The sequence below is a fragment of the Mesorhizobium sp. NBSH29 genome (genome assembly GCF_015500055.1).
Lineage (GTDB): Bacteria > Pseudomonadota > Alphaproteobacteria > Rhizobiales > Rhizobiaceae > Neomesorhizobium.
Window position 1 is genome coordinate 213,095 of the sequence record NZ_CP045492.1, and the last position, 20,496, is coordinate 233,590.

Sequence of the window (20,496 nt, forward strand, 5' to 3'; positions counted from 1 at the left end):
CCATGCGCGCCAGAACACTTGGTTCTAACGGCGTCCCCCTCCAGATTGGACCATGATATCTAAGCACGTTGCAAGGTAGCCGGCAAAAGGAATATGCGCGTCCGGCAACGATATTTCGATTGAGGGACAACTCGCCAGAGGCATGCTCTTTCAGTTGCCGCCACCGCTACCCGACACGCAACGCGATCACGCCGAAAATAATGGACAGAGCTGCTGCCACGCGCCAGCGTGTCATGCTTTCGCCAAGCATCGTCACCGAGATTACCATGGCAAACAGGATCGATGTCTCGCGCAGGGCCGCCACCGATGCAATAGGCGCTTTGGTCATTGCCCACATGGCGATCCAGTAGGAGCCGGCGCTCAGAAAGCCGGTGAGAATGCCGATCTTCCATTCCTGCCGCATGGCAGTCAGAAGCTGCCGGCCGCGATAGAAAAAACCGATCGCCATGGATACGACGCCATCACACAAAAACAACCACGCCGCATAACTTGATGCTGTGGTGGCAAGGCGCGCACCGCTTCCGTCGGTGAGCGTGTAGCCCGCGACAAAAACCGACGTGGTGAGCGCAAAGCCCACCGCACGCCGGTTGATCACCCCGACATTGCCGCGAAACGACATCAAAAGTGTTCCAAAACAGAGGAACAGAATGCCGGCAATGGCCAAAGGACCCGGCATCTCCGAAAACAGCGCAATGCCCCCGATGGTGGTCATCAGTGGTGCCGTGCCACGCGCCAGCGGATAAGTCTGCGCCAGGTCGCCGTGCGAATAGGCGAGGATAAGGAACAGCCGGTAGCCAACATGGATGACCATCGACGTGGCGATCCACGGCCAGACCGCCAGCGCAGGCACCTCGACAAAAGGCAGCACCGGCAGCGCGAACACGGCCATGCCAAGCGAGGCAAGCGAGATCGAGGCAAAGCGGTCCGACCTGACCTTGATCAGCGCGTTCCATGTCGCATGCATGGCCGCTGCCGCAAGAACAGCAAGGAAAACAGTAAGCGTCATACCGGCAGCTTCATTTCGAGATCGATGTCGACGAGGACTGGAAAATGGTCCGAGGCTGTTTCAGCTGTATCGACGCTATGGGCGTGAACTCTTGAAGCGAGGTTCGGGCTGACGAAGCAGTAATCGAGGCGTCGCCTTTGCACCTGCCCCGATAGGGTGCGCAAATGCGTGTAGCATCCCTCGGGTGTTGCCCCGGCTGCCACTGCCGCATCAACAAAGCCGTGCGGTTGGTCGGCAGCTTCGGTGATGCGCCGATACTCGGCACTGTCCGGCTGGCAGTTAAAATCGCCCATCCAGATTGCCGTCTGCGGGCACGCTGGCTCCAGCTCGCCATGGCTCCAGTCGCGCGAGGTCTCGTCATCGACGCCGCTCCACGGCCCGCCAATACTGGCCGCGCGCCGATGCAGATCGAGGAGCACATCGAGTTGTTCGAGCCTTTCACCGGCATCAATATGCGCAAGATGAAGTGACAGAATGCGTACCGGCCCCGCCGGCGTTTCGACAAGGCATTCGAGCGCCGGATTTTGCGTATTCAGCCGGGCGGTGCCACGCCGCATCGGCAACAGATGCAACCGCGACCACGCAATCGGAAAGCGCGACAGCAGCATGGTGCCAAACTGCCGTCGGCGATTGACGACACGGCCATTCTCGCGGCGGCTGGCATCCATGTCGAAAGCCGGACCGTAGACCCAGAAATGATCTGGCAAAAGACTGGCGAGGCGGTGCGGCTGGTCGTCATCGTCACTGCGGCGCCAATGCCGCTCCACTTCCTGAAGCGCAATGATGTCGGCGCCTGCAAGGACCTGTGCAGCGCGCGCCAGATCATAGCGCCCATCGGCGCCGAACCCGTATTGAATGTTGTAGCTGACAAGTCTCAACGGCCGCACCGGTGCGCGAGCAATGGATGCTCTTTTGCTACAATTTTACGCCGGCTAACACAAGCGATGGGTGTCAGCCGGCGGTTGGCCAAGGATCAGAGTTCGCCTGTGATCGCGTTATTCAGAAGCAAAAGCGCTGCCTCTTTGGTGAGCTTGACCGGGTTGCCGCCGGCGGTGGGATCCACCACTGCCATATCGGCGATCAGCGCCTTGCGGGCATCATCCATATCGAGATCCTTGATGAAGGCGCCAAGCGTGTGCGGCACCTTCAAATTCTCGCGCAGGCTGAGCACCGCAGCGGCAAAACCATCGAACCCGCCCTCGATGCCGCAATAGGCTGCAAGGCGCTCGATACGAGCCTCGATGGCCGACCGGTTGAAGGCCAGAACATAGGGCATGAAGACCGCGTTGGTCATGCCGTGATGGGTGTCGTAGAGCGCTCCTATCGGATGCGACAGCGAATGGATTGCGCCGAGCCCCTTTTGGAACGCCGCAGCGCCCATCGCTGCAGCGCTCATCATATGCGCGCGCGCGATAAGATCGCTGCCGTCGGCATAAGCCTTTGGCAGGTTCTCGAAGACAAGACGGATGCCCTCCACCGCAATGCCATCGGCCATGGGGTGATAGCCCGGTGCGCAATAGGCTTCCAGGCAATGCGCCAGCGCATCCATACCGGTGCCCGCCGTGATGAAGGACGGCATGCCGACCGACAAGGCCGGATCGGCAATCACAATGGCCGGCAAAAGCTTGGGGTGAAAAATGACCTTCTTTGTATGCGTGGCTTCATTGGTGATGACACCTGCGCGCCCCACTTCAGAGCCAGTCCCGGCAGTCGTCGGCACGGCAATAATGGGTGCGATGGCATCGCTATCGGCCCGCGTCCACCAATCATCGACATCTTCGAAATCCCATACCGGGCGCGTCTGCCCAGCTTGAAATGCAATCAGCTTGCCCAGATCAAGTGCCGAGCCGCCACCAAAGGCAATCACACCGTCATGATTACCGCTCTTGAAGACGACAATGCCAGCTGTCAGGTTCGCTTCCACCGGGTTTGGCTTAACCTCGGAAAACACCCCATAAGGCACATTCGCATCGTCAAGAATTTTGAGCGTGGAAGCCACCACTGGCAGCTTCGCCAGCCCCGGATCGGTGACGAAAAGCGGGCGCTTGATGCCGGTAGCTGCAAGCACATCCGGCAGTTCCGAAATGCGACCAGCGCCGAACCGCACGGTGGTGGGATAATTCCATTTGGAAACGAGATTCATGTGTGTGTTCTTTCAGGAATAACACTGTTGATTTTAGTGGCTGGACCCATTGGCCGGCGCCTAGATCTTTTCGCGCAGATGATAACTCTTCGGCCGGGTGAGATTGTCATAGCCGATGGCAGATAGAGCTGCCCCCTTGCCGGTGTCCTTCACGCCCGTCCACACCAATGCCGGATCAAGATAATCGCAGCGGTTCATGAACACGGTTCCGGTTTCAACGCGGTCGCCAATGGCGATGGCGTGCTCGGTGTCGCTGGTCCAGATTGATGCCGTGAGACCGTAGGGGCTGTCATTCATCAAGGCGATGGCGTCCTCGTCTGAGCGCACCTTCATGATACCGACAATGGGTCCAAAACTTTCCTCACGCATCACACTCATCTGGTGGTCAACATTGGTCAGAACCTCCGGCGACAGATAGGGCGAGCCCGCAACATCCTGCTCGGACTTCAGGTTCAGATGCGCGGTCGCGCCCTTGCGCAACGCCTCAGCCTTCTGTTCGCGGATCATGTCGGCAAAGCGCGCCTGAGCCATTGGACCCATGGTGGTTTTTTCATCAAGCGGATTGCCAAGCACGTAAGCGCTTTTGGTCTCGGCAACAAAACCTTCCACGAACGCGTCATAGACCTTCTCGTGGACATAGACGCGCTCGATACCGCAGCAGCATTGGCCCGAATTGAAGAACGCGCCCTCGACCAGATTGGCCACCGCGTGGTCAAGCTTCGCATCCGGCAGCACATAGGCCGGGTCCTTGCCGCCAAGCTCCAAGCCAAGCGTCATGAAGGTACCGGCCGCAGCCTTTTCAATGGCCCGCCCACCTGCCACCGACCCGGTGAAATTGACATGATCAATCTTGCCCGAGCCAAGCAGCTTCTCGGTCTGCGCATGGTTCAGCACAATGTTCTGGAATACGCCTTTGGGAAAACCAGCAGCCTCAAACGCCTGAGCAAACCGCTCACCAACCAGAAGCGTCTGCGCCGCATGCTTGAGGATTACCGTATTGCCTGCAATCAACGCCGGCACAATCGTATTCACGGCAGTGAGATACGGATAGTTCCACGGCGCAATCACCATCACAACGCCGAGCGCATCCTTCTTCACATAGCGACGAAACCCGTCCTTGGGGTTTGATGCCATGACCGGCGCGAGTGCCGCCTGCGCGATCTCAACCATGTAATTGGTGCGTTCCTTCACGCCGCCAAACTCGCCGCCATAGCGGATTGGCCGACCCATCTGCCAGGCAATCTCCGGCACGATGTCATCGTTCATCGCTACAAGCGCCTCAAGCATCTTCAAGATTGCGCCAGTACGCTCATCAATCGGCGTTGCCGCCCATCCGGCCTGCGCCGCTCGCGCCCGCTCGACCACCGCCGAAACAGCCTTGTCATCGGCGATAGGCCGCTCGGCGTAGATTGACCCATCGATGGGGGATTTGAGTGTAATGGTTTCCAAAGGTATCATCCTATCGTTTCAAACTGTTAGCACGAGAGCGCCCGGACGTGGCCGGCAGCGCTGTATTGCAAGATCGATGCGTCACTGGTGACCAGGACCGTATTGCGCAGCCGAGCGGCGGCAATCAACACACGATCCATGGGATCCTTGTGCGGTTTCCCGGGCATCCACGATGAATGGACAAGAACCTCCGGGGAGAGCGGATCGACTTGCGCACCCATAGTCTGCACAAACGCGTTGAAGAACTGCAGCGGCTCGGTCGGAAGACTGAGCCGGCCCCGAGCGGTTCCCATGCCGATCTCCCAGGCGGAAATCGGCGACACGTAAAGCGTGCCGTCCCGCGCAGCCATTCCGATGGCCCTGTCAGCTTCGTCTTTCAAAACTTTCCCCATGGCGATGAAGAGAACCGCGCAGGTGTCCAGCAGCACGCCAGCCTCAAAGCCGGTCTTCACCGAGATACCCCTCATCCAAAGGCTCAACACTGAAAGGCCCGGCGACATCGAACCCATCTTCAATCTTGATCAGCCCGCGCATGAACCCGAAGCCGGAATGAGAGCTTATCCGCACATCATTTTCGTTCGCGCTCGATACGTCATCGACCGGCCCGCCGTCGCTTTGCATATGCGCCAGTACATCGTTGAGGGTAACATCGAGGACTGTTGCGATTTTTCCAACCTCAGCCAACTTCATCTCCCGCTCACCGCTCAGGGTTCGTGACAGCGCACTCGGATCAATGCCCATGAGTTGCGCCGTTTTGCGCAGTGTCAGCCCCTTGCGCTTCCACCGATCCTCGAACCAGGCTTTGTTGACGACTGCTGTCATGGCGCTCTCCAGAAACGCCGACCAATATACGAAAGTGTTGCGATATTATCAATAACGTTCAAACCCGCGGTGCAATTCCCAATCGGTAATGCGGCGGTCATATTCAAGCTGCTCCCAGCGCGCGGTGTGCAGATAATGCTCCACCACATCCTCGCCGAGCGCATCTCTTAGCATTTTGGATTTCGCCAATGTCTCGGTCGCATCGCGCAGGGTCTTGGGAATTTCCGGCAGCCGCGAGGCCTGATAGGCATCGCCCACAAACGGCTTTTCAAGTTCCAGTTCCTCGTCGATCCCGGCAAGCCCAGCAGCAATCAGCGCTGAAAAAGCGAGGTAAGGGTTGAGGTCTGCCCCACCGATGCGGCATTCCATGCGAATACCCTTGGTGCCCTCGCCGCAGAGACGGAAGCCGGCGGTACGGTTGTCCTCGCTCCACATAATCTTGGTCGGCGCAAAAGTGCCCGACTGGAAGCGCTTGTAGGAGTTGATATAAGGCGCCAGGAACAGGGTGAACTCGCTGGCATATTTAAGCTGCCCAGCCGACCATTGCTGGCCAAGCTTCGACAGCGTGAAATCCGACTTCTTATCGTAGAACAGGGGCTCCTTACCATCCGCACTCCACAACGAATTGTGGATATGGCTCGAATTGCCGGCAAGTCCGTAATTATACTTGGCCATAAAGGAGATGGCCTTGCCCTCGGTCTGCGCAATTTCCTTGGCGCCGTTTTTCAGAATGACATGGCGATCTGCCATCTCCAGCGCTTCTGCGTAGCGCACATTGATCTCTTCCTGACCTGGACCCCACTCGCCCTTGGAGTTTTCGATCGGGATGCCAGCCAACTCCATCTCGTTGCGCAGGCGCCGCATCACGCCTTCTTCCTTGGTGGTGATGCCGATCAGATAATCGCCAATATAGGGCGAAGCTGTCTCCAGCCCCTGCCAATGCTTCTTGCGCGCGGAATCATAGGTTTCGGAAAACAGGTAGAATTCCAGCTCGGAGGCGAAATAGCCCATATAACCGCGCTCTGTCAGGCGCTTGACCTGACGTTTCAAAATACCGCGCGGCGAATGCGCCAGATCCTCATGGCTGTGATGATCTAAAAGATCGCACAGCACCAAAGCAGTGTTTTCCAGCCATGGAATTTTGCGCAGCGTGCCAAGATCAGGCTTGATGACGAAATCGCCATAGCCCTTCGACCAGCTTGCCGCCTTGTAGCCGGGCACCGGCTCCATATCGATGTCATTGGCCAGCAGATAGTTGCAGCCATGCGTTTCATCATGCGCGCTTTCGACGAAATAGCGCGCAAGAAAGCGCTTGCCGATCAAACGGCCCTGCATATCCACCGCGCAGGCGAGCACCGTATCAACGGCTCCGCTCTCCACGTCCTTGCCGAGATCCGAGAACGAATATTTTTTCGCCATGTGAAAGCGCTCCACCCGATAAATTATTCTGCACCATGCCCGACCTGTGGCCGGCGGCCAGATGCAGGCCCGTTAAAACTGGATGCCAGACGCTGCGTCACGCTGGCGGTCAAAGACCACTGAAAAAGCGGGCGGGACGTGATGCGCCCTGCCCGCCTGTTGTCATCAGCCGGCGGCGTAAAGCCCGCCTGCCTTTTTGAGGTTGGCATTATACTTCTTGAAGATATCAACCACTTTGGCGCGTGTTTCGCTTTCAGCGGCGATCTCGTCCCAGAACTTCAGTGCGGCTTCTTCCACCGTCGCCCATTCTTCGGCAGGAATGGTGGTCAGTTCAAGCTTGTCGCCGGTGGCGCGCAGATTTGCCTCGCCACCCCAATACCACTGGTTGCGGTAGGTGTGACCGGCATCAACGCAGGCAAGCCACAGATCCTTCAGATGCTGTGGCACCTCGCTCCAGCGCTTTTCATTGACGAACCACGAACCAATCCACGCACCGGAAATATTGTTGGTGAGGAAGTAATCCGTCACATCGGCCCAGCCCACCGTATAATCCTCGGTAATGCCCGACCATGACATGCCATCGAGTTCGCCGGTCTGCACGGCAACCTGCACATCCTCATAAGGGATGGACACAGGAACCACGCCAAACTGCGCCAGAAACTTGCCCGCTGTCGGGAAGGTGTAGAGGCGCAGGCCCTTGAGATCGTCGAGCGACTTCAGCGGCTTCTTGGTGTTGAAGTGGCACGGGTCCTGACCCGCTGCCGAAAGCCAGACAACGCCGCCTGCCTTGGCATAGGCATCACGCCAGATCTCGGCCAGCCCATATTGCTGGAACAGCACTGGCACATCGAGAATGCTTTTGGTCGCGAACGGGAAGTAGCCGCCAAACACCGAAATATCGACCGGTGCTGCCATGGAATCATCGTCGGAATGCACGGCGTCGATTGTACCGGCCTGCAACGCGCGGAACAGTTCGCCCGTCGGCACCAGCTGGTCGGCATAATAGAGTTCGATTTCCATCTCGCCCTTGGCCGCCTTGTTGAACATATCAACGGCTGGCTTGGTGACATGCGGGCCGAGTGCCGCACCGGCGTAAGTCTGCAATCGCCATTTGATCGGCGCCGACTGCGCCTGAACATAAGGTGTTGCCAATGCGGTGGCGCCCACTGCACCAGCCGATGCAAGGCCTGCCTTGCGGATGAAATCGCGTCTTGATGGCTTGAAGGTCATGGTCATTCCCCTTTTTCTGGTTGGTTTCATTTTCCGTAGTAATGCTCTGGCAGCCAGGTCGCGATCTGCGGAAAGACCCCGATCAGGATGAGTGTGAAGAGCATGATCCCGACGAATGGAAACACCGAACGATAGATGTCGGGCAACGTCACCTCAGGCGGCGCCATGGCGCGCATGAGAAACAGATTGTAGCCGAAGGGCGGCGTCAGATAGGCGATCTGGCAAGTGATCGTGTAGAGCACGCCGTACCAGATAAGATCGAAGCCAAGTGCGGCAGCCAACGGGATGAACAGCGGCGCGACGATGACCAGCATGGCCGTATCATCAAGGAAGATGCCGAGCACCAGAAACGTCAGCTGCATGAGCACCAGCACCTGCCATGGCTCAAGGCCAAGGTCGCCAACGAACAGCCGTTCCACACCCTTCACGGCACCGAGCCCGTCAAACACCGCGCCGAAGCAGAGCGCCGCCGTGATGATCCAGAAAAACATGCAGGAGATGCCAAGCGTCTTGCGCGTCGTTTCATGCAACACTGTGCGCGTCAGCCGTCCGCGCAAAAGCGCCGCCAGAAGGGCCGAGACAGCACCCACCGCCGAGCTTTCAACAAGACTGGTGACGCCGGTGAGAAACAGGCCAGTCATCGCAATGAAAATCACCAGCGGCACAAGCCCTGCGCTGAGCAGTTTGAGCTTGTCGCGGCGGCTATATTGCGCACGTTCCTCAGCGGCCAATGGCGGCCCGAGCTCTGGCTGAATCCAGCACCGCACCACGATGTAGAGGATGAAGAGGCTCGCCATCAAAAGACCGGGGAACACCCCCGCCATCCAAAGATGCCCGACCGGCTGGCGCGCGATCATGCCGTAGAGAACCAAGACGACGCTTGGTGGCACCAGAATGCCCAGCGTAGAACCTGCCTGGATGACGCCGGTGACCATGATCTTGTCATAGCCGCGCCGCAACAATTCCGGCAGCGCGATGGTGGCGCCCACCGCCATACCGGCAACGCTCAACCCGTTGATGGCCGAAATCACCACCATCATCAAAATGGTGCCGATGGCGAGACCGCCACGCAGCGGCCCCATCCAGACGTGGAACATGCGGTAGAGATCATCGGCAATGCCGGATTCGGCCAGCATGTAGCCCATGAAAACGAACAGCGGCAGCGTCAGAAGCGGGTACCACTTCATCACCTTCATGATGGCGGTGAAGGGCAGCTCCACCCCGCCATCGCCCCACAGAAGAAGAGCAGCAATGGCGCCGACAAACCCGATTACAGCAAACACCCGCTGCCCCGTAAGGAGCAAGAGCATCATGCCCGAAAACATCAATACGGCGATAAGGTCATAACTCACTGGATCGGCTCTCCGCGTGCGACCGCAAGATCCTTGAACCAGATGGCCACGGCCTGGAGCAGAGTGAGGAAGACCCCTATATTGATGAGGACCTTGATCGGCCACATAACTGGTGCCCAGGCCGAATAGCTCTTCTCGCCATATTCGAAGGCGTAGACGAGCGAGGCGATCCCGCCGACCAGCAGCATCACCAGAAAGGCGATCAACACCAGCCCGGTGACCAGATCCGTCTTCGAGCGCCGCTTAACATTCCAGCCGGCATAGAGCAGATCCATGCGTACATGGTCGTCTTCCCGCAGCGAAAAGGCACCGCCGAGCGTGAAATAGGCGACCATGACAAACTGGGCCATTTCCACGGTCCAGTTGGCAGGCAGAAAGAACACTTTCATGATCGACGCGTAGGCCAGAATGCCGATCATCAAAAAGATCAGATACATGGCAAAGTGGCCGGACACCCAGCTGATCTTCTCGACTGCCTTCACATAAGTGACAATGGCTTTCGGCATATGCGTGCTCAAAGCTCCCCTGCGATGTGTGTAAAAACAGCATCTCCGCCAAGTCCGGCCAACGTTCCTTCCAGGTGGCGTGACAAAAGCCCACTCCAGCGCGCTTGGCCGGCTTCATCGGAAATGATGTCATTGCGGATCTCGATCATCACGCAGGGCAAGTCGCGCGCCCGGCCATGCTTTTCCAGCGTGAAGTAGACCCGGTCAGCTGGCGAATAGGGCTGATTGTCGCCGACGACGATACCCGACTCGGCCGAAAACGCAGCAATCAGCGGCGCAGCAAGCTGCACATCATCATCATGCAGGACGCCGATGTGCCAGGGCCGTTTGATTCCCTTGTAGACCGGCGTGAAGGAATGGATGGCCACGAGCATGGTTTCACGACCTTCGGCCACGCGCGCGGCGACCACCGCGTCCAACGCATCATGGAACGGCTGCCAGGCATGCGCGATACGCTGGGCGCGATCTTCCGCCGACAAGCTCTCGTTGCCAGGAATGGCGGTCGTCTCGCTTACCGCACAGATAAGGTCCGGTGCATCGGCGGCGCGGTTGCAGTCGACAATGAGGCGCGACACGGTGGATTCCACCAGCGTTGCATCGAGCACATCGGCTATCTGCCGGGCCACAGCGGCGGCCCCCGGGTCCCATGCAATATGGCGCTGCATGTCGTATTCTGACAAGCCAAGCGGGCCGAAACGGGCCGGCACATTGTTGGACGCATGATCGCAAATCAGGACATAGGGACTGCGTCCCTCAGGGTTCACCACCCTGAATGGATCACCGGTATTGCCTGCGCCAGACGTCGCGTCCTGCATGCTTCCCACGTTCCCCGGGCGCTGTACCGAATAATACGGATTTGTTTTCATTGCGCCTCTGCGGATGATTTCATACACATAACGCAGCGTTGTCAAACGGCTTTCGCCACAGAGATCAAAAAACACGACGCAGGGGAAACCATGGGCACGAGTATTGCCGAGCTGATTGCCGACCGCATCGACGCCATGCCGACCGGAGAACGACGTGCCGCCCAGACGCTGGTGGCGAACTATCCGCTGATCGGATTGAAAACGGTCGCGGACTTTTCAGTTCAGGCGGGCGTCAGTTCGCCAACCATCCTGCGTTTTGTGGCGCGGCTCGGCTTCCACAACTACGCGGAGTTTCAGGCACGGCTGCAAGATGAGCTGGCCGCTCAGCTGCAATCTCCACTGTCACGCACAGCCTTGCCAGCCTCCACCCGTGGCACCTCTCCGGCGCTCGACCAGACGGTGGAAAATATCCGCGAGACGTTTCGTCACCTGTCCGAAAAGCAGCTCGTCGACATCGGTGAAGTGCTGGCTGGCCCGCGTGCAAAAGTCTTTCTGGTTGGCGGTCGCTTCACCGATCCCATCGCCGGTTACATGGCAGCTCACCTGACCATCGTGCGCGCCGGCGTTTTCCACCTGTCAGGGCAGGAGAGCAACTGGCGCGACCGGCTGATCGACATGGGCAAGCGCGACGTGCTGGTGATTTTTGACATCCGCCGCTACCAGGACAGCCTGCTGCGCTTCGCTGAAAAGGCGCACCAGCGTGGCGTCCAGATCGTACTCTTCACCGACCAGTGGCTGTCACCTATTGCCCGCTTTGCCCGCCATGTCGTGGCCGGCCGCACGGCGGTGCCATCGGCGTGGGACTCATCGGCTTCGCTGTTCGTGGCAGCTGAAACGCTGATCGGCGAGGTGACCCGCCAATGTGATGCCGATGGCGCCAGACGCATCCGCGAGATGGAAAACCTGCGGTAGCAGCAAGGAAATATACACCCCGAATTCAAAGCACTTGCATCGGTGTGCCACCTTACCGCGATTTAATGATAAAGTGTGTGCGCTGCGTGCCAGGCTTTGGCATAAGAGCGCGAGTAGGACCAACGGTGTAGCTGCCGGGTTTTGCATCTGGTTTGGTTCGCAAAAGCCTGCCTACACCTCGTCCCTGACCCGGAGATCCGAATGTCCGTCTGGAAACAGATTGCGTTGTCGATTGTAGTTCTCATGGCCGCATTCGCAGCCTGGGTTTGGTTTTTCCCCGGTGCATCGCAGGTGATGGCACGCTGGGGCATTGATTGGGCGAGCGCCGCAACGCCAAAGGCTGCTGATGCTGCAGCCGGCAACCGGCAAGACCAGGGCGAACGCCGCGGTCGCGGCGGCGGAGCAGGACAAGGCCCGGTTCTTGTAGCAACTGAGCCTGTCCAGACAGCCACCATCAACGACCGGCTGCAGGCAATCGGCACCGGCCGCGCCAGCGCCACGGTCACCGTCACACCCTATAGTGCCGGCCGCCTGACGGAGTTTCTGGTCAGCTCCGGCGCCCACGTGAAGAAGGGCGAGGTGGTTGCAAAGCTCGATTCCGAGACCGAGGAGATTGCCTTGAACCGTGCAAAAATCGCACGGGACGACAACGCCGCCAAGGTCAAGCGCCTGCGCTCGCTGCGCGCTTCCAACGCCGTCAGCAGCGTTCAGCTGGCCGATGCCGAAGTGGCCGCCCGCAACGCCGAGTTAGCCGTCAGCGATGCGGAGCTGGCGCTCAACCGCCGTTCCATCGCCTCGCCGATTGCGGGCGTTGTCGGCATCCTGCCTATCGAGGCCGGCAATTATGTCACCAGCCAGTCGGCTCTCGCCACCATAGACGATCGCTCCAGCATTCTGGTTGATTTCTGGGTGCCGGAACGGTTTGCCGCGTTGATTACCCAGGGCGCCGAGCTGGAGGCTCGCTCTCTGGCCGGCCCCGGCACTGTCTTCAAGGGCACGGTTGCCGCCGTCGACAACCGCGTCGACCAGAAGAGCCGCACGCTGCTTGTGCAGGCCAAGATCGACAATCCATCCGATGCGCTGCGCGCCGGCATGTCGTTCCAGGTCGAGATGCGCTTTGCCGGCGACACATATCCATCCGTCAGCCCGCTGGCGATCCAGTGGGGCACCGAGGGTGCGTTCGTCTGGACCGTGGTCGACAACAAGACCAAACGCGTGCTCGTCCGCATCATCCAGCGCAACACCGACGAGGTGTTGGTGGATGCTGACATCGCGCCAGGCCAGATGGTGGTGACCGAAGGCGTCCAAAGTGTCCGCGAGGGCGCAGATGTGCGCGTTGCCGGCGCACCCGTCCCGGCCAGCGGCTCGTAAGCACATGAGCACCGTCGACATCGACACCAACGCGGCCGCCAAGGGCTTCACCGCGATCTTCATCCGTCGCCCGGTTCTGGCCTTTGTTCTCAACACGCTGATTGTGGTCGCGGGCCTTGCCGCGCTCTACGGAGTCGAGATCCGCGAACTGCCTGACGTGGATCGCGCGGTGATCACCGTCTCGACCCAGTTTGCCGGCGCTGCCGCAGAAACTGTCGACCGAGAACTGACCGACAAGATCGAAGGTGCTGTAGCCCGCGTCTCCGGCGTCAAGGCAATCTCATCATCCTCTTCCTTCGGCAGTAGCCGTGTCACCATCGAATTTAGCGACGGTGTCGATCTCAACGTCGCAGCCTCCGATGTGCGCGATGCGGTGAGCCGCGTCACCAACCAGATGCCCGATGCAGCCGATGCCCCACGGATCGTCAAGGCCGATGCGAATTCAGACGCAGTGATGCGACTTGCCGTAACGTCGCCCACAATGTCGATCGAGGACATGACCATTCTGGTTCAGGACCAGATCGAGGACACACTGGCCGCTGTACCGGGCGTTGCAGACGTTCAGGTCTACGGTGACCGTGAGAAGATTTTCCGCATCGATGTCAACCCGGCAAAGCTGGCAAGTCTTGGCCTGACTGTTGCCGATCTGCGTCGCGCGCTGGCAAGTGTCGCCTTTGATACGCCCGCAGGTTCCATCACCACCAGCGACCAGAACCTGATCGTGCGCACCACCGCTGACGTGACCACGCCCGAGCAGTTCGAAAGCCTGATCATCTCCGACGGCACCTATATCCGCGACGTTGCCACGGTGACGTTGGGCAGCGATATCGGCCAGAGTTCGCTGCGCTCCGATGGCAGCACAGGCATTGGCATCGGCATCGTGCGCGCTGCCGAATCCAACACGCTCGACATCTCGACCGGCATCACCTCGGCCATCGAAACGATCCAGAAAAGCCTGCCGCAGGGCATGATCATCAAGATCACCAGCGACGATGCGGTTTTCGTGCGCGGGGCCGTTCATGAGGTGCAGATCGCAATTGCGCTGTCGGTCGTGATCGTGCTGGTCGTCATCTACCTTTTCCTGCTCGACTGGCGCGCCACGCTGATCCCCGGGGCGGCCATGCCGGTGGCGATGATCGGCACTGTGGCGGCGATCTATCTGGCCGGCTTCTCCATCAACATCCTCACCCTTCTGGCGCTGGTGCTGGCGACGGGGCTTGTGGTCGACGATGCCATTGTGGTGCTGGAAAACATCGTACGCCGCCGCAATGCCGGCATGGGCCCGCGCGCTGCGGCCGTGCTTGGCGTGCAGGAAGTCTTCTTTGCCGTCATGGCGACCACAGCCACGTTGATTGCCGTATTCGTGCCGATCTCCTTCCTGCCCGGACAGACAGGCGGGCTGTTCCGCGAATTCGGCTTCGTCCTGGCCATCGCCGTCACGCTCTCGGGCATCGTTGCGCTGACACTGTGCCCGATGCTCGCCTCGCGTGTGCTGAAATCCGCACCGACACAAAAGGCCGAACGCACGGGTCTGGTGGCGCGGCTGGGCGCGCAACTGGGCAGGCTCTACCAGCGCAGCCTGAAAGTCTGCCTCGATGCGCCGATGCTGGTGGTTCTGGTTGCTGTCCTCTTCGCCGGCGCGGCGTTTGCGCTGTTCGGCACCATCCGCCAGGAACTCACGCCAAGCGAGGACCGGTCCGTCGTTGCGCTGCGGGTCAACGCGCCTCAGGGCGTCAGCCTCGAATACACCACCCAGCAGATGCGCAAGATCGAGGCGATGATCGTCCCGTTTCGCGAGTCCGGAGAAATTGAGAGCACGTTTGCCATTGCCGGCATGAGCGCCTCCTACAATTCCGGGTTCATGGTGCTGAAGCTGGCACCATGGGAGGAGCGAACCCGCAGCCAGCAGGAGATCGTGGCCGAGCTCAACCAACTGACCCGCCAGATCCCCAGCCTGCGCATCTTCGCCATGCAGCCCAACAGCCTGGGCATTCGTGGTGCCGGCAGCGGCCTGCAATTCGCCCTGGTGGGAAATGATCGCACTGCGCTGGCAAGCGTTGCCGGGCAGATCATCGAGGAGATGCAGAAGGACCCGCGCTTCCAGCAGGCCCGCCTATCAGTCGACCCGACCCAGCCCCAGCTCGCCGTCCAGATCGACCGCGCCCGAGCGTCTGACCTCGGCATCGACATTACCGACCTTGCTGTCACCTTGCAGGCGATGCTCGATGGCAACGACATTGGCGATGTCTACATTGCCGACCGCTCCTATGGCGTGAAACTGGTCTCGTCTTCCAACCCGATCAACGACCCGACCGACCTGGAAAACGTTTTCATCAAGACCGGCGACGAACGCTTTGTACCGATGTCGACGATTGCCACGCTGACCGAACGCGCGGTGCCTCCCTCGCTGACCCGCGAAAAACAGCAGCCATCGGTCTCGGTCACCTCCACCCTGGCCGCTGATGCAGCACTCGGCGATGCATTGTCCGAGGTCCGCGCCATCGCCGCACCGATCCTGAAGCCCGGCATGCGCATCGTGCCACTGGCAGAAGCGGCAACACTCGACGAAACCAATTCCGGCATGCTGACCATTTTTGGCTTCGCCATCATCATCATCCTGCTGGTGCTGGCGGCGCAGTTCGAAAGCTTCGTCAGCGCCATCATCATCATGGCGACGGTGCCGCTTGGCCTTGCCTGCGCAGTGTTCGCTCTGATCCTGACCGGCACCAGCCTCAATGCCTACAGCCAGATCGGCCTGGTGCTGCTGGTCGGCGTGATGGCCAAGAACGGCATCCTGATCGTCGAATTCGCCAACCAGTTGCGCGAGCGCGGCCTCAATGTGCGCCAGGCCATCGAGGAAGCCGCTAATATCCGATTGCGTCCCGTCATGATGACCATGATCTGTACCGTTCTGGGCGGCCTGCCGCTGGTGCTGGCATCGGGCGCCGGCGCTGAAGCGCGCGTTGCCCTTGGCTGGGTGATTGTCGGCGGCCTTGGCCTTGCCACGGTCTCGACGCTCTACCTGACCCCGGTCGCGTATCTCCTGCTGGGCCGCTTCGTCACACCCAACGTGGAAGAAGAGACCCGTCTCAAGCGCGAACTGGATGAGGCCGCCAACACCGTTATCGAGCCCGCCTGAGACGGCACTGCGCGGCGCACCTCCAAGCCATACAGGGAACACACAGCATGATCGACCGTTTCGACGGGCGACGGTGGTGACATTGGCATATCGTCATTGTATTTGTGCATTTTGGATCATGGTATGAATGATCCAGCCATGATGCGTTTCAAGGAATGCAATTTTGAGAATGGAGCAATTTCTTGAAATCGATCACGCTGGATGAATTAAAGGCGAATGTCGGCAGGGAAGTCGGCCTGTCACCATGGCGCGTGGTGACCCAGAAGATGATCGACCAGTTTGCCGACGCCACCGACGACCACCAGTTCATCCATGTCGATCCAGAGCGGGCAGCCGCAGAGACCCCGTTTGGGGGCACCATCGCGCATGGCTTCCTCACCCTCTCGATGCTCTCCGCCATGACTTTCGAAACGTTACCGGGCCTTGCAGGCTCGGACATTGCCATCAACTACGGCTTCGACAAGCTGCGTTTCATCACCCCGGTAAAATCCGGCGCCCGCATCCGCGCCCGCTTCGTCCTGGCCGATGTCAATGCACGCCCCTCGGGCTGGATACAGATCGCCTATAATGTAACGATTGAAGTCGAGAACTCGCTCAAACCGGCGATCCAGGCCAAATGGCTGACCATCGCAGTGATTGAGAAGAAGGCAGAGACTGCCTGATCTGCCCGGTGCACAATCCTTTAGCCGCCGACAACACCCCTCCCCTTGACGCATCCGCACCAAACCACCAAAAGCACTGCGCCGGGACAATAGAAAATAACGGGTTGAATGTCAGGAAGTGCAATGAACCGTTTTGAGGGTTTGACGGTTCTGATCACCGGCGCAACCGGCGGCTTTGGCCGTTGCACCGCCGAGCGCTTGGCCGATCAGGGCGCACGGCTTGTGCTTTCCGATCTCGACGCTGAAGCTGTTGAAGCATTCGCTGCCGGGCTGGACTGCGAGACCGCGACGCTGGCCGGCGACATCGCCGACGAAGCAACCTCCGAAGCGTTGGTAAAGCTTGCCGTCAAACGCTTCGGCGCACTCGACATCGCCATCAACAATGCCGGCGTAGCGCAAAGCTTCGTGAAGCTGGCGCAGGTGCCTTCCGACGAGGCGCGGCGCATTCTCGAGGTCGATCTGCTAGGCGTGTTCTTTGCCATGAAGCATCAGATTCCGGCCATGGTGAAGCAGAACCGCGCGCGCGGTCACGGTGGTGCAATCGTCAATCTTTCATCGGTCGCGGGCCTTACCGGTGCAACGCGGCTTTCCGTCTATTCCGCCGCCAAGCACGGCGTCCTCGGCCTGACCCGCTCTGCCGCCGCCGAATACGCCGCCAAGGGCGTGCGCATCAATGCCGTCTGCCCGTCCTACGCCCGCACCGCGATGGTCGGCGACCTGGTCAAACTGGCAGGCGGCCACCAGACCGAAGCCCTTGCCGGCCTCACCCGCGGCGTACCCATGCGCCGCGTCGCCGAAATCGACGAGGTGATCGAGGTCGTGCTGTTCGCCGCCGACCCGAAGAACTCGTTCATGACGGGGCACGCGCTGGCGGTGGATGGTGGGGTTACGTCGATTTAGAGCGTGGGCGCGACGCGAAAGGCTGAGATGGGGGGAGGTCCGGTCGGACAGCTTTCGCGTTGGCGGTCGAGAAAGCGGACACCTCCTCAATAGCCATAAGGGGGCAGATTCCGAAAATATCCGGTTCCGGGCATGCATGTAGTGAGCTGCCGTTGCCACCGGTACACGCCGCCAGCGACCATACAGCGCGCGGAAGTTGCGCGTCTCTCGATCTCTAGAGCACCCCGATACAGCGTAGCAGAGCTTGCAGTTCGGCCTCGACGCCAGCTGCCCGCAGGACGGCATCCCGATTAATTCGGCGAGCCAGATTGGCGCGCGTCATGGGCTTTTTGTATTCCGGCCATTCCTTTTCGAGCGCCTTGACCGCCCCCGGCGTATCGGGCGGGCGGTTGGCAGCCTTGCCCTCCAGATGGCGCAGCAGCATGGCCTCAAAGCAGGGCCGTTGCCAGAGAATCGTAATTCCGTTGTCGACCGCGAGCTTGCGAGTTCGCTCGGCACGTTGCGGATCGCGCTCGGCCTGGTCAAAATCCAAAAGCGCGAAGCGTTCCGCGGGCGCACTGCGTTTCCTGCGGAGTAGCTTCAAGCGCAGCACCGCCATCTCGATACGCGACAGCGGATCGCCGGTCCCCGGCCCCAATTCCTCAACGTGCAGATGTACTGGCAAATTGGCGTCGCGGATCAAATCTTGCAGAAAGCCGGCATAACCAACTTCTGACGCGCCCTCGCAACCGATATAAACCGGACGGCGAAGCGCGATATATGGCGGGCGACGACGGCTCATCCGAGGTGTGGAACCCCACCGTATGCACCGCTCAAATATTTGCGGTAGTGGTTCTCGTCACGGCGCACCTTCACGTCCATGAGGCTGTAAAAGTGGCTGCGGCCCTGCCGGTCCTTCTCGCAGATCACAATTTCCTCCTTGTTAAGGTCATCAAGCAGCGATGCCGAATGGCAGGAAAGCCAGAGCTGTGCTTCGAACTTGTTGCGCCCCGAAGCCTCATAGAACCAGCGCACCAGTTCGGGCAGCATGTTCGGGTGAATGGCCGCGTCCATTTCGTCGATCGCGGCGATACCGCCAGTGTCGAGCGCGCTTATGATGAACGGGAACATCTTGATAAAGGCCCGAGTGCCGTGGCTTTCCATCAGCCATGGCATTTCGACCGCAAGCCCCGCGTGCTTGAACAGCAGCAACGGCCCGTTGTCCGTATGCTGAAAGCGCATCCCTTCCACGCCCACGTCGATGCGGCTTAGCTCATCCTTCAGCCGCGAGACGACGTTGGGCTGGTTCTTCAGATAGTCGATCACGTCGCGATCGACGAAGGAGTGCACAGACTCAATTTGGAAGAAGGCTTTGCGAGCCGTATCCACGAGAAGCTGCGCGGTCGGGTGCTGGAATTTCGCGAATGACGACAGCACCGTGTGATTGCCCGCGAGCGTCTTCACGAGGTGCTGGAAGCCCGAGAGGCTGAAGTTTTTAGAGTCCTTCACCTTTCCCTCAGCATCGCGCTCATAGACGCGCTGCCATTTCCCTTGTCCGTTCGGCTTCTGGCGTAGCGACTCGGACGCGATCCGTACCGCGAGCCCCTCTTTGAGTTCGATTTCCAGTTCGTAGCGATAAGTGCCTTGCTCGACCTTTTCGCCGCTCGTAACGCGCTGAAAGACTTCCGGCGTCAGGTTCATGATGCCCCCCAGCTCGATCGCGAACCGGATAGGTCGATTGGCGGATTCAACGTCGTTGAAACGCTCGATGCCGGCGAAGTCTGGAACCGTGCGCGCTACACTGTCGCGGATCATCGTCACGACGAATTCGAGCGCGCGCAGCACCGTCGTTTTGCCCGAGGCGTTCGCGCCATAGAGGGCGACGACTTTCGGCGCGCGCATGTCCGCACCCTCGAAGATGGGGGCATAACGGCCTTCAGGATCAGGCACTTTTCCGTCCACCGACAAGTCGAGCACCTGCGGATCGCGGATGGAGAAGAAGTTTTCGACCTCTAGCTTGTAAAGCATGGGATACCTCATTGAGATCTATAATATCATTTCTGACAAGATTTTGTCAATAATTCGATTACAGCAACGTTTCGTGTTCACCGAGGGATTTGAGCATCGGCGGCAACCTGGATGGGTGCCAGCTTTTCAGAAGCGGGTGTTGGTTCTCGAATTTACCAAAACAGGCGTCAAGCCGTCGATGTAAGTAGCTGTAGGATGTTTGCTTGCGGACAGTGGCAATGAACGTCGTAACGTCCGACTCGAGATCGATTGCCGTCATGCAAATCGAGCGATCCTATTTGCCGCCAACCCGAAGAATTACTCTATGAAGGCCACGTGCTGGCGGCCGACGGCAGCGGCTTGTCGTCAAATTAGATGAGGCGACGGAAGTTCGCCGCGCCTCACGTGGCTTACCGCCTCGGTTTGCCGGGAATAGTGGAGACCGTGATCGACACCGGATCACTGGCCGGAAAACTTCCTTCAAGCCCCCTATCCAGCTGGTCTTCCTGATCCTGACGGGACAATTTGCTGCGGTTGGATTTGGTAGCTTCGTTGTCGGTGCCGCCGTTTTTCTTGTCACCGTCGCCAAAGCGCTGATCGGAATTGGAATGAGTACCGGTCTCGGTCTTGGTGACCTCAACTTGGGTGGTGGTGGCCTGCGTGACGGCAGCGTCAGAGGTTTGGTCGCTCATGGCTGTTGCTCCTGTGAATGCAGCAACTAAATCAACAGCTC

The 20,496-nt window shown here is 59.5% G+C and carries 19 protein-coding genes; 5 read left to right on the plus strand and 14 right to left on the minus strand.

Annotation, left to right across the window (positions count from 1 at the left end; translation table 11 throughout):
* Positions 1 to 166: 166 nt before the first annotated feature.
* From GA830_RS01070 to GA830_RS01120, 11 genes are all read right to left on the minus strand, one after another.
* Positions 167 to 1,006 (minus strand): EamA family transporter, encoded by an 840-nt coding sequence (locus GA830_RS01070; RefSeq protein ID WP_195163311.1) that lies wholly within the window; start codon positions 1,004 to 1,006, stop codon positions 167 to 169.
* A complete protein-coding gene (locus tag GA830_RS01075) occupies positions 1,003 to 1,884 on the minus strand; it encodes an endonuclease/exonuclease/phosphatase family protein (RefSeq protein WP_195163312.1) in 882 nt (293 codons plus the stop codon). The genes GA830_RS01070 and GA830_RS01075 overlap by 4 nt, the downstream gene beginning before the upstream one ends.
* A 95-nt stretch (positions 1,885 to 1,979) precedes the next feature.
* Entirely contained in the window at positions 1,980 to 3,149 is a 1,170-nt protein-coding gene (locus GA830_RS01080; RefSeq protein ID WP_195163313.1) for an iron-containing alcohol dehydrogenase, read from the minus strand.
* A 60-nt stretch (positions 3,150 to 3,209) separates the two neighbouring features.
* Complete coding sequence (locus GA830_RS01085) at positions 3,210 to 4,607, minus strand: aldehyde dehydrogenase family protein (RefSeq protein ID WP_195163314.1); 1,398 nt, start codon at positions 4,605 to 4,607, stop codon at positions 3,210 to 3,212.
* A 17-nt stretch (positions 4,608 to 4,624) separates the two neighbouring features.
* Positions 4,625 to 5,065, minus strand: coding sequence for a type II toxin-antitoxin system VapC family toxin (locus GA830_RS01090; protein ID WP_195163315.1), 441 nt, complete (start codon positions 5,063 to 5,065; stop codon positions 4,625 to 4,627).
* A complete protein-coding gene (locus tag GA830_RS01095) occupies positions 5,034 to 5,420 on the minus strand; it encodes a helix-turn-helix domain-containing protein (protein ID WP_195163316.1) in 387 nt (128 codons plus the stop codon). Before GA830_RS01095 ends, GA830_RS01090 begins: the two co-directional genes overlap by 32 nt.
* A gap of 48 nt (positions 5,421 to 5,468) precedes the next feature.
* Positions 5,469 to 6,839: a glutamine synthetase family protein gene (locus GA830_RS01100; RefSeq protein WP_195163317.1), complete on the minus strand. Its 1,371-nt coding sequence runs from the start codon at positions 6,837 to 6,839 to the stop codon at positions 5,469 to 5,471.
* A 165-nt stretch (positions 6,840 to 7,004) separates the two neighbouring features.
* Complete coding sequence (locus tag GA830_RS01105) at positions 7,005 to 8,075, minus strand: TRAP transporter substrate-binding protein (RefSeq protein ID WP_195163318.1); 1,071 nt, start codon at positions 8,073 to 8,075, stop codon at positions 7,005 to 7,007.
* A 20-nt stretch (positions 8,076 to 8,095) separates the two neighbouring features.
* Positions 8,096 to 9,421 (minus strand): TRAP transporter large permease, encoded by a 1,326-nt coding sequence (locus tag GA830_RS01110; RefSeq protein WP_195163319.1) that lies wholly within the window; start codon positions 9,419 to 9,421, stop codon positions 8,096 to 8,098.
* On the minus strand, positions 9,418 to 9,927 hold the full coding sequence (locus tag GA830_RS01115; RefSeq protein ID WP_195163320.1) for a TRAP transporter small permease subunit: 510 nt from the start codon (positions 9,925 to 9,927) through the stop codon (positions 9,418 to 9,420). The genes GA830_RS01110 and GA830_RS01115 overlap by 4 nt, the downstream gene beginning before the upstream one ends.
* 8 nt (positions 9,928 to 9,935) lie before the next feature.
* A complete protein-coding gene (locus GA830_RS01120; protein WP_195163321.1) occupies positions 9,936 to 10,742 on the minus strand; it encodes an N-formylglutamate amidohydrolase in 807 nt (268 codons plus the stop codon).
* 141 nt (positions 10,743 to 10,883) lie between these two features.
* Here GA830_RS01120 and GA830_RS01125 point away from each other — a divergent pair, with 141 nt between their 5' ends.
* The 5 genes from GA830_RS01125 to GA830_RS01145 all read left to right on the plus strand — a co-directional run bounded on the left by GA830_RS01125 (position 10,884) and on the right by GA830_RS01145 (position 17,777).
* Positions 10,884 to 11,705 (plus strand): MurR/RpiR family transcriptional regulator, encoded by an 822-nt coding sequence (locus tag GA830_RS01125; protein ID WP_195163322.1) that lies wholly within the window; start codon positions 10,884 to 10,886, stop codon positions 11,703 to 11,705.
* Positions 11,706 to 11,906: 201 nt separating this feature from the next.
* Positions 11,907 to 13,076, plus strand: a complete 1,170-nt coding sequence (locus tag GA830_RS01130) for an efflux RND transporter periplasmic adaptor subunit (RefSeq protein ID WP_195163323.1) — start codon at positions 11,907 to 11,909, stop codon at positions 13,074 to 13,076.
* Positions 13,077 to 13,080: 4 nt separating this feature from the next.
* Positions 13,081 to 16,215 carry an efflux RND transporter permease subunit gene (locus GA830_RS01135; protein ID WP_195163324.1) on the plus strand — a complete coding sequence of 1,045 codons (3,135 nt, stop codon included), beginning with the start codon at positions 13,081 to 13,083 and terminating at the stop codon, positions 16,213 to 16,215.
* A gap of 182 nt (positions 16,216 to 16,397) precedes the next feature.
* The gene (locus GA830_RS01140) at positions 16,398 to 16,877 is read left to right on the plus strand and encodes a MaoC family dehydratase (protein WP_195163325.1); all 480 of its coding nucleotides are present in this window, start codon (positions 16,398 to 16,400) and stop codon (positions 16,875 to 16,877) included.
* A gap of 123 nt (positions 16,878 to 17,000) precedes the next feature.
* Positions 17,001 to 17,777 (plus strand): SDR family NAD(P)-dependent oxidoreductase, encoded by a 777-nt coding sequence (locus GA830_RS01145; RefSeq protein WP_195163326.1) that lies wholly within the window; start codon positions 17,001 to 17,003, stop codon positions 17,775 to 17,777.
* A 214-nt stretch (positions 17,778 to 17,991) separates the two neighbouring features.
* Here GA830_RS01145 and GA830_RS01150 read toward each other — a convergent pair whose 3' ends face one another.
* The 3 genes from GA830_RS01150 to GA830_RS01160 form a co-directional block, all read right to left on the minus strand.
* Entirely contained in the window at positions 17,992 to 18,459 is a 468-nt protein-coding gene (locus GA830_RS01150; RefSeq protein ID WP_210330841.1) for a hypothetical protein, read from the minus strand.
* Between the two features lie 95 nt (positions 18,460 to 18,554).
* The gene (locus GA830_RS01155) at positions 18,555 to 19,784 is read right to left on the minus strand and encodes an AAA family ATPase (RefSeq protein ID WP_195163328.1); all 1,230 of its coding nucleotides are present in this window, start codon (positions 19,782 to 19,784) and stop codon (positions 18,555 to 18,557) included.
* A 389-nt stretch (positions 19,785 to 20,173) separates the two neighbouring features.
* Entirely contained in the window at positions 20,174 to 20,455 is a 282-nt protein-coding gene (locus tag GA830_RS01160; RefSeq protein WP_195165043.1) for a hypothetical protein, read from the minus strand.
* Positions 20,456 to 20,496 lie beyond the last annotated feature (41 nt).